Genomic DNA, 12,934 nt, shown 5'->3' with positions numbered 1-12,934 from the left:
ATGTATCCTTCTATAAAGTATATGCAGGATTATGCCTCGCGTAAGAATGTTGACCGTCCATATATAATGTGTGAGTACGGTCATGCGATGGGCAACAGTACAGGAAACTTTCAGGAATATTTCGACATCATACGTTCGAGTCCCCACATGCAGGGCGGTTTTATCTGGGACTGGGTCGATCAGGGCATTCTGACAAAGGATGGTGATGGTAACGAATATTGGGCCTACGGCGGAGACCTTGGTGCGCAGAACTACACACATGATGAGAATTTCTGTATCAACGGTCTCGTGCAGCCGGACCGTACCCCTCATCCCGGACTGGCTGAGGTGAAGAAGGTCTATCAGGACATCCGTTTCAGTCCTGTAGATCTTGCCAAAGGTAAATTCATGGTTGAAAATCATTTTATCTACCGTAATCTTGACGGATATGATTTCCGTTGGGAGTTGCTGCGCGACGGTCAGCGCATCAAGGAGGGCGAATTTTCGATTGATCTGCCAGCGGGCCAAAATAAGGAAGTCGCAGTTCCGCTATCGGGTGTTGATCTGAATGACGGTCATGAATACTATCTGTCCGTCTATGCTTTTACCCGCAAAGGGGATGATATCATACCTGCCGGTTATGAAGTGGCCCGTGAACAGTTTGCCTTATCTGATCCGGTATCGTTTAGTTTCGAGCCTGAAAATGGCAATGTCACTTTGGATAAACACGGTAATTCATGGGAATTTGATTGCGGCAACGGTGTGAAAGTGGCCATTGACTCGCGTAGCGGTATGCTCAATCGTTACAGTGTCGATGGGAATAACATCATCACCGATCCGCTCGAACCATCGTTCTGGCGCGCTCCGACTGACAATGACTGGGGCAATCATGCGCACGAGCGTCTCAACGGTTGGAGATGTGCTTCCCGTAACCGGAAAATGAAGGATCTCACCGTGATTGATGATGGTGACGCGAAAGTGGTGACCGCACGTTTTGATCTACCGGATGTCGGTGCGGACTATACTATTGTCTATACAATCTATCCTAAAGGAGCGGTGAAGATTGAGGTCGATATCGAGAATGCTAATAAAATTTATCCTGAGATGATGCGTTTCGGCCTACAGTTTACTCTTGATAAAGCTAAGGATAATCTGACATGGTATGGTCGCGGGCCGGAGGAGAATTATTCGGATCGAAATACGGCTACTTTTATGGGTACATGGCACGGTAAGGTTGCGGAACAGTTCTATCCCTACATACGTCCACAGGAAACAGGAAACAAAACCGATGTACGATGGGCCTCACTCACTGACGCTTCCGGTTTCGGATTGCTCGTGACAGGTCTGCAACCTATCAACATAAGTGCACTTGATGTGCGTCCGGCCGATCTTGATCCGGGACTTAGCAAACATCAGATGCACAATAGTGACGTGAGACATAGCCGTGATAAAACTTTCCTGAACGTCGATCTCGGTCAGCGCGGTCTGGGTGGAGATAACAGTTGGGGAGCTGCACCGCATAAGGATTATCGCATGGAGGCAGGCAGTTATCGTTATATCTTCCTTATTTCCCCGATTGTGCCTGAAAAGAAATGAATGAATATAAATAGAAAATAAAGAATGGAAACACCTGAACTGAACGAACATAATAAACAGGAATATCCGCCCATGCATTCGGCGGAACATCTGCTGAACGGTGAGATGGCTAAAAGATTCGGATGCGGACGTGCTTTCAGCGCGCACGTGGAGCGAAAGAAATCCAAACTCGATTATCATTTGCCGCGACCGCTGACTGATGATGAATTGCGTTCGCTGGAAGACTATGTCAATGCTGTAATTACAGCAGATGTAGAGGTTACGGAGGAATTTATCTGTCAGGATGAAGCTATGGAGCGGTTCGATATGAGCCGTCTGCCGGAAGGCGCATCCGACACGGTGAGAGTGGTTCATATCGGAGATTATGACCAGTGTCTGTGTGCGGGTACGCACGTGAAACGTACTTCTGAAATAGGACGTTTCCGTATATCAAGCTCGCGTTTTCAGGATGGAGTGCAACGCATAGTATTCAAACTGGATCAGGCTTAATCCTAAAGTGTGTTTTGCAATATGGTGAAAGCAGCAGTGCATATTGTCAGTGCTGGTAACTATCAATTAAATCCTTGATTTAGATCTATGAGTATTAATATATATAAAATATTAAAACTTATTTCCGGAAACCGGATTCCTGCACCTGTCAAGTTGTTGGGGATCTGCGGGATGCACTTGCTTGGCCGACGGACCATAGGGATATTCATTGATCCGGTTTTCGCTTGTAACCTCCGATGTCGGATGTGCTATTTCAGTGATAGTAAAAAACGCGGTCAGGTGAAAGGTAATATGAGTGACGAAGAGCTCGATAAGGTGGAAAAGGCTTTGTTTCATCGTGCGCTTAAACTACAGATAGGGTGTGGTGCAGAGCCTACGTTGTATCCGCATCTTGCAGAGTTGGTTAAGCGAGGCCACCGTGCCGGTATTCCATATATATCTTTGACCACTAACGGTCAGTTGATTGCAACCGGCCGTGTAAATCTTGAGCAACTTGTAGAGGGCGGCCTGAATGAAATTACGTTATCCATGCATGGGACTGATAGAGAAACCTATGAATATCTGATGCCGGGAGCTAATTTTGATAATCTCTGTCGGCTAATCGAGATAATTAGTGATGTGAAGCGTCGTTTCCCGAAATTTGTTGTCAGAATCAACTTCACAGTAAATTCCATGAATGTCAATAATTTGCGTGGTAACGGATTTTGGCATCTGTGGGAGGGAAAGGTTTCGCCGGATATTGTGCAGCTCCGTCCGGTGCAGAACTATGGTGATACAGCTTGGTGTGACTTTGATCATACACCGCTTAAAGAAAATTATGATGCTACGATCGGTGCCGTAGTGAAGGAATGTCAGCGTAGGGGAGTTACCTGCATAGCTCCTTCTATCGAACAGCTTGATGCTGTGAATGATGTTCAAGATGCGGTGTCGAGCATTATAGAGGATTTTTCATACTGTTATGTCACACATGGAAATTGTTATAAAAGTGATTTTGATGTGCAAACAGATAGTTATGAGAGTTATCATAAACGTAAACATACAGGTTGGCGGCTCTTCAAATCAGCCTTTAGCCATAAGTCTTCCCGACATCGTAATGTGAGTAAGAAACTAAATTATGATGTAAAATAACCATCTGTAACTCTCGTTGAAGGTAAAAAGGCAGAACCGGATATCTTTCATTCAGTTGAAAAATACCCGGTTTTGTCTTTTTGTATCGATATCTGACACTGTTGATGTGGATGATTTATACAACTTCCATCTGGCGGTTTAATGTTGCTGGGTGACTAGGAAACCTCCGAGAGGCATGGATTTCACACGCACAGGGTGAACAGTACCGTTCTCATCAATGAGGGTCACGGAACTTATATCTGCAATTCCCTCGATCATGATTCCAAGAGCATGGTTCACCGCAAGGTCAGCGGATTTTGCGCTCAGTGTGACTTTTCCGGATTCCGGATCATAGAAAGTGTCAAATTTGAAATCACGACGTCCGTTCCAGAACTCACCGTAATCCTCGAAATTATAGAGTCCACACTCATGTAGATCCATCATATCCACCAACATCTTTTCGGCTTCCATTTTCCATTGGTGGTTGGGGTGGATAAGAATTACGGAGGAGGCATAGTTGTCCTTCAGCTTATTGAAAACCTGAAACCATTGGGCGGGCTTCTCATGCCAGTTGTCATCATTCATGGTTTCATCTCCGGAATATACATCTGAGAAATGAAGAGGGATCTGGAGCACTCCTGTTGTTTCGCCTTCCCAACTGTTGTCTATCCGCTGCGGGATAGGAAATTGCGCGTGGAGCGAGGGGGCAGTGTAGCACGAACTGAATTGATAGCCGGACATGACATGCGCTTTGGGGAAATTCTTATTGACACATAGATGGCCCGAACGGAAGGAACGGACATTGATATTGAAATCCTTCTCCAGTAATTCCTTTGAAATTTGAAACTCGGCAAGGGTAGATCCGGTTGAGATTCCGGTCTCCATATCGCGGGTGGCATATTCGGCATAAGCTTCAGGCGTGAATGGAGTCATTGGGAAACGTTCGGTAACATTGAAATCGGGATAGTGACACACAGAGTGACTTCCGACTGTATGACCCGCATCGAGCAGCTTACGCACTGCCGGTAATGTTTCATCACAGTAAAACTGGGAGAGATACAAAGGCTGGCGGAAATAGTGGACCGTCAGGAAGTAGTGGCCGTTGAGACCCATGGAACTTTCATAGTCGGCCATCCAATGCATTTCGTCATAGGCCGTGCGCGAGTCGCAATCATGCGTAGGGATGAGTACGGCCTGATATCCGCCGGGCGAGGTGAATTTCCATGCACTCAATGGTTTGCGCGAAGTAATGGCAGCACGGATCAGGAATGCAGGGATATCGCTGTAAGGGCTGAATGTCTGGCTGCGACCGGTGACGCCCATAGCCTTGCCCAAATGGAGACGTTCGACAACGTCGCGCCAGCGAAAACCACACATGTACGCTGCTCCTTTTTCCAGTTCGTTGCAGGTGACAGCGATGGCCTCATGGTCATCATCATAATAGGCGAGAGGTGTCGCAGTGCTGACTGTCGCACTTACGGTGGAGATCTGTCCGATGCTTACTGTGGTCTCCTCCGGAGTATCGAAATAGATCATGTCGGGACGCGAGAGATCCGTCCATGTGTAAGATGTGTAATTTTTACTTGCCGAGGAGTGGCCACTGATACCGAAAAGCTCCTTGAGATCTTCGGTCATGTTACCCTCAATTGCCGGAGAGACGACTATGCCTCCACTCTTCACGTAATTTATCAGCATGGCCGTTTCGTCTTGAGTAAAGGTGGCCTTGTTTCCTGATAGTATGGGTGAGCTGATTATGATGAGTGATGCACCGGCCACAGCGTCGGCACACGATGTAGTGGTGAATGAGGGGAGTCCGGCAATCTCCATCATATATTCGGCAGAAGCCACGTTGCGTGTAAGGGCTTCAGACTCCTTATTAGGGCCCGTGACATCGAGGACTGCCACCGGTTTGATGAGGGTGGAAGGATCGGGAGTCACGACAGTGCCCGGATTTTCCTGTGGGAGAGCATTGAACGTTATGCGATCAATAGAGGCTACGTCAATGCCTCCGAATGAATATCCTGAACCGGCGGTGGCTGATTGGGAAATCGCACCATCTGCAACCTGAACAGATGTACCGTCAACAGTAGTTACAGTAAATTGTGCTGATAGCTGTCCGCCACACAAGCTTATGGCGAAAAGTGCGCCAAGATATTTTCCGATGTCTGTCATGGTGTTAGTGTTTCATTAATTTGAACGTAGAGTCACCTCCGACTGTGACGAGATACATACCTGTGATAAAATTACTCATGTCGATTTCAGCACTGTCCGCAGAAATCCGGTCGGAATATAGCTGACGTCCATCGACAGAGTGGATTGTGACAGTCGTTCCGGGAATGACACTTTTAATTGTAAGAGTATTGTTGATCAGTGTTACAGAGCCTGTTGATACCGTAGGCGCATCAATCGCTCCTTTGGGATCTACTGCAAATGTCACTTCGGCTATATCGGCAATCTGACTTTCCGTCCCGACTACAGTGATGAGTCCGGTGACATCCGAACCGACAAGACAACGCACTGATGAAACCGGCATAAGCAACTTTCCATCACCAACGATACACCAATTATTCTCAGATCCGGATGACTTCAACCCCGCAATTGTGCAAAGAAGCGAGAAGAGAAGTATTTTCTTTGTATTCATCTGGTTTCCATTGTTATAGGTTTAATTGTGCAAAAATAATGATTTTTTTATTGATTTCAGCAATTATTACGGCTATTTATTTATAAAACAGATGATTTAACTAAAATTAGATGAAATCGGAACGTGAATGAGGCGAGGAATTAAACTAAATCCGGATGTAGAGAAGAGGGAATCTCTCTACATCCGGATTTAGTTTGATAAAGTCGTTAGTGTGAATATATTGCGTAGGCAATAAAAAGCCGTCTATAAAATATACGTTGGATTTTACTTGCCTTGATCAATATTCAGGGAATTTTCAATCAGGAATATTCTCCACGATCTTGTATGCGGCAACGCTTCCGTAATCCGCAGCTTTACGGGTGTATTCGGCTGCTTTGGCTGCGTTTTTCTTGACTCCGGTACCATTACGGTAAATTTCTGCCATACGTTCATACACCAGTGCTAAAGCTGGCTTAGGCAGCTTTCCGCTGGCAATGATAGGCTCGTAACACTCGCTGATAAATTCATCCTTATGGTCGAGGAATTCGTCATTGTAGCTCATGCTGCCGATATAGAAAAGTGACCAAGGATCACCCTTTTCGGCTGCTACCCCGCGAGTGGCAATGCCTGCCTTAAATCCTTCCTGATAGATCGGTTCATCCTTGATCGGATGTCCCATTTTGTCGTTCCATGCATTGGTGAGTGTAAAAGAGTTGCGTACGAAGGCAGTGTTCTTATCATCACCAAAACGTTCACCACGCAGTGGTAACTGAAGGTTTGAGCGAGCGACATCGCTGCCTAAGTCACCGGCAATGTATGTCCAGAAAAATGCATCCGGCATATTTACATCACCGTACCACTTGCGCTGAAGGGCTGATCCGTATTTTAAAGCACCGTTTGCATCACCGAGTTCGGCTGCACGGCGGAAATATTCACGCGCCTTGGCACGGTCTTTTTTCACTCCTTTTCCATCCTCACACATTTCACCCATGACGGTGAGTGTAAAAGGTATGTTGTTGGGAGCGGAAACGTTGAAATATTTCCATGCCGTGGCATAATCCTTTTTTCGGTTATAATATATTCCAAGATAGTCAGAGGCTTTTTTATTACCTGCCTTGGCGGCCTCTTCCATCATTCGGACTCCTTCGGATTCTTTATTGGGAAACTTATAAGCCGTTTTATAAAATGTATAAAGATATCCGAGTTCAGCTTTAGCACGGTCGTTCTTATCCGCTACAAGTTGAAGACACCGGGCCGCAAGCTCATCGTCCCAAACCTTGTGGTAAAGGGCCTTATCGACAACACCATCAGCGGAAAGTTTTCCTTGGGCGTATGCACTGCGCACGGACTCATAAAGTGCATCGGCTTTCTTTTGGGCTGCCGGAGAAACAGTGACGTGGACTTCTTCAGGCGATATATATCGTCTTTGTGTTGACTTTGTATCACGACCGATAGCCGGAATGGATGCAGTAAGTGTGAGAATTGAAATTATAAAAAGGAATTTTCTCATCTTGGAAAAATAAATAAGTTGAATAAACGTGTGAATGTATCTATTAAACAACTCTTCATGCGGAAAAGTTGTGATTTATAATAATTTGTGGTGGATGAATGGAAGATGCTTTAAATGTTACGTAGATTGAATGCGCCATACAGTCAACGCAGTTGGGTTTTGTCAATTATTATGCACTTATACGATGACCGGATAAATTTTTATTACTTTTGTATAAAGTTTTGTTGTATCATGAAGTATATTGAGACGGACCGATTGATTCTTCGCTCTTGGAGGCCGGAGGATCTACCTTTGTTTGCTGCGATTAATAAGGATGAGCGCGTCATGCGTTATTTCCCGGCGACATTGACCGAAGAGCAGACGGAATCATTCTATAATAGGATTCAGGCTGAATTTGATCGGGTAGGGAGGGGACTGTATGCCGTGGAATTGAAATCTGACGGGATATTCATCGGTTATGTCGGCTTGCATGGAATTGGTTTTGATGCTGATTTTACACCCGGTGTTGAAATCGGGTGGCGTCTGGCTGCTGACTATCATAATCAGGGTTTGGCAACAGAAGCAGCTGAAGAGATATTGAAAATGGCTAAAAAATCTGGATTGAATAAATTGTATTCATTCACGGCAAAACCGAATCTACCATCCGAAAGAGTTATGCAAAAGATCGGAATGACTAAAATTGGAGAATTTGAACATCCTGATTTATCGGTCGGCTCACCGTTGCGGACGCATGTATTATATGCAATTGACCTTTAGACTGGAATGAAGAGGGTTGTCGTATTAGGTTGTCCCGGTGCAGGTAAGAGCACGTTCAGCCGAAAGCTTTCGGCAAAGACCGGTTTGCCACTCCATTATCTTGATATGATCTGGCATCGGGCGGATCGCACGGTTGTCGGGCGTGAGGAGTTTGACGAAAAATTGGATGAGCTCCTGTCCGGCGGTGAATGGATTCTCGATGGGAATTATGCGCGTACGCTTCCTGTTCGTCTTGCTCACTGCGATACAGTGTTTTTCTTTGATCTTCCGTTGGAGAGATGCATTGAAGGTGTAAAGTCACGGCTTGGCAAGGAGCGTGTAGATATGCCTTGGGTGGATGATGAACTTGACCCGGAATTTCTGCAATGGATTCTTGATTTCCCGCGCGATGTCGTCCCTGAAATCAAGAATCATCTGAAAAACTTTGAGGGTACTATTGTTTGTTTCCGTTCAAGAGAAGAGGCGGATGCATTCATTGAAACTATTAGCTGAATACCATAAAATATCCGGTAGTTGTATTAACTTCTATGATATGATTGAAAATCGACTGAACCAACTTTTTGAATGATGATTGAGTCAAAAATGGAGTGACTTTTGCGTTTGAGAGTGCGATATCTTGAGTTATGAAGTCATCTCAAATGATATGTCATGGAAAATGAGTAAATTTGCAGCATAGAAGACATAGAAAGCAATAATAATTTAGTGGGTTGGCTCATTTCACCCTATGGAAGAACGCTTTCATTGAACCAATCGATTAATTTACAAAAAATAGAATTTCAAGAATATGATATCTAAATTTCACAGAGTGTCAGCATGTCTGGTCGCAGCCGTCTTATGCTGGTCGTTTAATGCGTCGTCAAAGACCTTATCTATTTCAAGCTCTCTTACGGAGTGGTTTCTGAGTGATCTGAACGGGGACGAGTGTCAGCCATTTTCACCGGATAAAAAGATAAAGGTGAGTGATATTCCGGCCACACAGAAAATGGTATGGGATGCGTGGAAGGCTGCAAATATTGCTTTTGAGGAAGAAAAGCTTAATCCGTTGCGGCCGATTACTATGGCAGACAACGGAGTGTGGCCCATCCCGTCATCTCTTGAGGAGGATGCTGAAATGAAGTATTATTGGGGAAGTAAAGGCAAGAAACCAGACAATGGTTATCCATTGTTCCTGTATCTTCACGGATCAGGTGAGCCTGCTCAGGAATGGCAGATAGGGTTGTACTTGGCTAAAATGTTTGAAGACAGTCCATCGGCTTATTTTGTGCCTCGTATTCCCCGCACCGGTGAATATTACAGATGGTGGCAGAAAGGTAAGCAATATGCGTGGGAAAAACTGTTGCGTCAGGCTTTGGTAAGTGATGAGATAGATCCCGACAGAATATATTTTTTCGGAATCAGTGAAGGTGGATATGGAAGTCAGAGACTTGCTTCATTCTACGCCGATTATCTTGCCGCAGCCGGACCTATGGCAGGAGGTGAACCTCTCGCAAATGCACCGGTTGAGAATTGCCGTAACATTGCTTTCTCATTGAGAACGGGAGATAGGGATTACGGTTTCTACCGTGATAAACTGACGCGATATACGAAAGAGGCTTTTGATAGTCTTCAGAGAATCCATCCCGATGATTATATTCATAATGTAGAGTTGATTCCGGGTATGGGACATCAGATTGACTATCGTCTCACTACTCCTTGGCTCTCCGGGTATAAACGTAATCCGTATCCGACTGACGTGTCTTGGGAAGATTTTGAAATGGATGGAATACATCGCACGGGGTTTTATAATCTGCAGGTGATAGAGCGTCCGGATCCATCAAAACGCACAAGATACGAAATGAGTATCCACGACAATGTTGTCACCATAAGCGTTGATAATGTCGAGTATAGGACAATTGAGACAGACAGCGAGTGGGGGATACCTTTAAATTTTGAACGTTCTTACTGTCCCGCCACATCCGGGATTTTTAAAGTCTATTTGAACAGTGATCTCGTTGAACTGACTCGTCCGGTTAAAGTGGTTGTGAACGGAAAGCTTATGTTCAGCGGCAAACTCAAATGCACACTCGACAATATGGTGGAAAGCTGTAGGGAATATCATGACCCACGTAGAATATTCCCGGCATCAGTCAATGTAGATATTTCCGCAAAGTAAGGGCTGTCCTCTTGGTTGGGCTACTTCTTCACGCGTTTTTTCACCGACACAATCAATGTAGCCTGTACCACGACAATATATCCGTCGCGTAATGGCAATTTTATCTTTTTTGTTTTCATGGCATAAAGTTAGGTATAACCCTGAGGCGATACTCGGTCATCTTAATATTAAAGGTGGCTCTATCAGAATGGCTAAATTTTGGGTTGTAGTGCCTGCGCTTGCGTAGGCACTACAACCCAGTTGATTTTTATACAGCCACTTTAATACTGTGGCAGAAAAGATTATGAAATCGTTAAAAGAAGATTGGTGGTGACGGATAATGCCATCAACGCGGCAAGTCCTCCTGCAAAAAAGAGATTTCTCATTGAGTTTTAATTCGTTAAATTTTAAAATAAAAACCAGTTTCGGGTCGAGCGTATCTCTTCTCTTAGCGTTTCAGGTCATACTTAAACGTATGACTAATTGGAAATGTTCAATAGGCTTTCGGTCGGGCGATTACCCATGAGTGTATTCAGTATGGTGCAGATGGTGGTATCGCTTATCAGCGAAGTGGCATATAACTCACTGCTATTTCCTGTTTCGTAATTCAAGTGTAGTTATACCAAAGTGATGCTTAACAGTTTTTGAAAAGCGAGCGTGAACTTTAGTTAACAGCTTGCATTTTTAAACTTTTTTGCTGATATTATGTTGTATTATTGATTAATCAATAATATTTACTATCTTTGCAAAATGAACGCTACAGATGTTATTACTGATCTCCAGATTGATACTCTGGGATATTATCTTGACCGTGCCTTGAATGTCATGGTCAAGAGACTCAACAGGCTGTTTGCAGAGTATCATATCGACCTTCAACACTCACAGTACACTGTACTAAAGGTGCTTTGGTGTAAGGATGGGCTCAGCCAGTCACAACTTTCAAAGATTCTTGGTAAGGATCCAGCAGCTATCAGCCGTGCATTGAACTATCTACAACAGAAGGGATATATAAAAAGGGAAAGTCTTAACAGCAAGACCAATGCCATATTTCTGACGGATTATGCTAATTCAAGAATGAATGAAATTGAACATATCGCTGAACTGGTTACTGCCATTTCTACAACCGGTATGAGTGATGAGCAGAAGGAAATACTCGAACAACTGCTTACCAAAATCTATTTCAATGTAAAATGACACCTAAACAATTCATAGACAGATATTCTGAATACTTTGGAGAGAGTGCGCCGCTGCCGTTGGCTGTCGTGTATTCGGATTCTCCGTTGAGCCGGGAGGAAAATGTGCCCGGTTGTATGTTCAAACGGTTTTATCATGCCTATGTCCGAATGTTGTATTGCCGGAACTCTGGCATGGTTAAAGGTTAAGGAAAGAATTAATTCAAAAAGATAAAATTATGAAAATGCTCTCACCCAAAGGGATGAAGACACTCAAGGTCTTTCATCTATTCTTCATCATGGCATGGACTGTAGGTGTCCTTATGATGGGGTTACTGTTCTGGCGTCACTCAGTTAGCAGTCTGGACTTCCTGTATAATCAGCAGACCGCGATGTTTATTGACTATGCGCTTGTGATTCCCGGTGCGATTCTTGCCGTTATCACAGGTATAATTTACGGTCTAAAGACAAAGTGGGGCTTCTTCAAGTATCGTTGGCTTACCGTGAAATGGATTGTGGGAATTGCTATAATCCTGATAGGTACTTTCGGCCTTCATCCGCTGTCGCTTGAAATCATAGCTCAGGCGTCCGCTACGGCCAACGAATCCATATCTTTCCCGACAGACTTCTTCGGCTTAAAGCAAGATATTGTCAACTGGATGGCGATTCTTCAAGGAATTGGTCTTCTTTTTCTGATATGGGTCTCGGTATTTAAACCGTGGAACCAGAAAAAATCATAAATCACTCAGGCATCACAAAAGTAAAGGCTATCTTGTTTGATAGCCTTTACTTTTGGTTGAATGTCATCACTTCTGCAGATTGTTATAATAGTGGCAACTCCGAAAGCATCTGTTTGAGGCGTATTGCCAGACGAGGCATAGGCTCCGCCACTGTAAGTGCCACAAGTTCTTTCTCACGGGCAATGTCATTGATGATGCGGACAACTTCCTTTAGTTTTAACCCTCTTTCGTGGTCATCGGCAACTGCTGCAAGAGCGTAGATATCGTTTTCGGGTATATAGTCAAGAATAGTCAATAACGCGAAAGCCAATGAAGAGGAGATGCAGTCTCAACCTCAATGGCTTATTGCGTTATTGCCGTCATAGGTGCAATCGTCACTAAGTTTTATAATAATCGGTAGAATCAAACTCGGTGTTGAATGCACGGAGTTTGATAGCCGTCCAGTATTTTCATGGTTGGCCCACTGCGCCTTGGTGCTACATGAAATATGGCTCGTAGTGACGAATGTTACAACAGTTGTCTGTAACCGACTTTGAAGTATAACCTCAAAGATAAAAAATTTTTCAAGTAAAGGTTTCCTTTTCCTCCCTTAGTAACCTATTTATCGCAAATAATGATTTTCAAAAGATTGCGCAAACAAAAAAATTCGCTTCTCTAAATACGAGCTTAAATAATTGGTATTAAGCAATATAACTATAGAACTTTCAGCGAATAAAGGCGTTATCTTTATAAAACTATAGAAAATATGGAAGCAATAAATTGGCCTAAAGAATTTACACCGGGTTTCACCGACAATTTTGTGTCGGCGGAAACATACGTGGCAGGACTCACTGC

At 44.2% G+C, this 12,934-nt stretch carries 11 protein-coding genes and 1 pseudogene; 8 read left to right on the top strand and 4 right to left on the bottom strand.

Annotated elements, in window-relative coordinates:
• The 3 genes from K2G41_RS12085 to K2G41_RS12075 all read left to right on the top strand — a co-directional run.
• Nucleotides 1-1,575: glycoside hydrolase family 2 TIM barrel-domain containing protein (locus K2G41_RS12085; protein WP_300118615.1), on the top strand; the 1,575-nt coding region annotated here is incomplete at its 5' end.
• A 24-nt stretch (nucleotides 1,576-1,599) separates the two neighbouring features.
• Nucleotides 1,600-2,064, top strand: a complete 465-nt coding sequence (locus K2G41_RS12080; RefSeq protein ID WP_300118613.1) for a hypothetical protein — start codon at nucleotides 1,600-1,602, stop codon at nucleotides 2,062-2,064.
• Between the two features lie 87 nt (nucleotides 2,065-2,151).
• The gene (locus tag K2G41_RS12075; protein WP_366145430.1) at nucleotides 2,152-3,192 is read left to right on the top strand and encodes a radical SAM protein; all 1,041 of its coding nucleotides are present in this window, start codon (nucleotides 2,152-2,154) and stop codon (nucleotides 3,190-3,192) included.
• 138 nt (nucleotides 3,193-3,330) lie between these two features.
• Here K2G41_RS12075 and K2G41_RS12070 read toward each other — a convergent pair whose 3' ends face one another.
• The 3 genes from K2G41_RS12070 to K2G41_RS12060 form a co-directional block, all read right to left on the bottom strand.
• The gene (locus K2G41_RS12070; protein ID WP_300118610.1) at nucleotides 3,331-5,343 is read right to left on the bottom strand and encodes a hypothetical protein; all 2,013 of its coding nucleotides are present in this window, start codon (nucleotides 5,341-5,343) and stop codon (nucleotides 3,331-3,333) included.
• A 4-nt stretch (nucleotides 5,344-5,347) separates the two neighbouring features.
• On the bottom strand, nucleotides 5,348-5,812 hold the full coding sequence (locus tag K2G41_RS12065; protein ID WP_300118607.1) for a T9SS type A sorting domain-containing protein: 465 nt from the start codon (nucleotides 5,810-5,812) through the stop codon (nucleotides 5,348-5,350).
• A gap of 295 nt (nucleotides 5,813-6,107) precedes the next feature.
• A complete protein-coding gene (locus K2G41_RS12060; protein WP_300118604.1) occupies nucleotides 6,108-7,301 on the bottom strand; it encodes a hypothetical protein in 1,194 nt (397 codons plus the stop codon).
• 228 nt (nucleotides 7,302-7,529) lie between these two features.
• Here K2G41_RS12060 and K2G41_RS12055 point away from each other — a divergent pair, with 228 nt between their 5' ends.
• The 5 genes from K2G41_RS12055 (at nucleotide 7,530) to K2G41_RS12035 (ending at nucleotide 12,100) form a co-directional block, all read left to right on the top strand.
• Nucleotides 7,530-8,057 (top strand): GNAT family N-acetyltransferase, encoded by a 528-nt coding sequence (locus K2G41_RS12055; protein WP_300118617.1) that lies wholly within the window; start codon nucleotides 7,530-7,532, stop codon nucleotides 8,055-8,057.
• A 6-nt stretch (nucleotides 8,058-8,063) separates the two neighbouring features.
• A complete protein-coding gene (locus K2G41_RS12050; RefSeq protein WP_300118603.1) occupies nucleotides 8,064-8,549 on the top strand; it encodes a hypothetical protein in 486 nt (161 codons plus the stop codon).
• A gap of 292 nt (nucleotides 8,550-8,841) precedes the next feature.
• Nucleotides 8,842-10,209 carry a hypothetical protein gene (locus tag K2G41_RS12045; protein WP_300118601.1) on the top strand — a complete coding sequence of 456 codons (1,368 nt, stop codon included), beginning with the start codon at nucleotides 8,842-8,844 and terminating at the stop codon, nucleotides 10,207-10,209.
• A 729-nt stretch (nucleotides 10,210-10,938) separates the two neighbouring features.
• Nucleotides 10,939-11,382, top strand: a complete 444-nt coding sequence (locus tag K2G41_RS12040) for a MarR family winged helix-turn-helix transcriptional regulator (protein ID WP_300118599.1) — start codon at nucleotides 10,939-10,941, stop codon at nucleotides 11,380-11,382.
• A gap of 217 nt (nucleotides 11,383-11,599) precedes the next feature.
• A complete protein-coding gene (locus K2G41_RS12035; RefSeq protein ID WP_300118597.1) occupies nucleotides 11,600-12,100 on the top strand; it encodes a hypothetical protein in 501 nt (166 codons plus the stop codon).
• Between the two features lie 82 nt (nucleotides 12,101-12,182).
• Here the strand turns inward: K2G41_RS12035 and K2G41_RS12030 are convergent.
• A pseudogene (locus tag K2G41_RS12030) lies at nucleotides 12,183-12,323 on the bottom strand (arginase family protein); the annotation flags it as partial.
• Nucleotides 12,324-12,934 lie beyond the last annotated feature (611 nt).

Source organism: Duncaniella sp. (genome assembly GCF_029056165.1).
GTDB lineage: Bacteria > Bacteroidota > Bacteroidia > Bacteroidales > Muribaculaceae > Duncaniella.
Note: the sequence above shows the minus strand (reverse complement) of the source record. Positions and strands in the feature narration are given on the sequence as shown.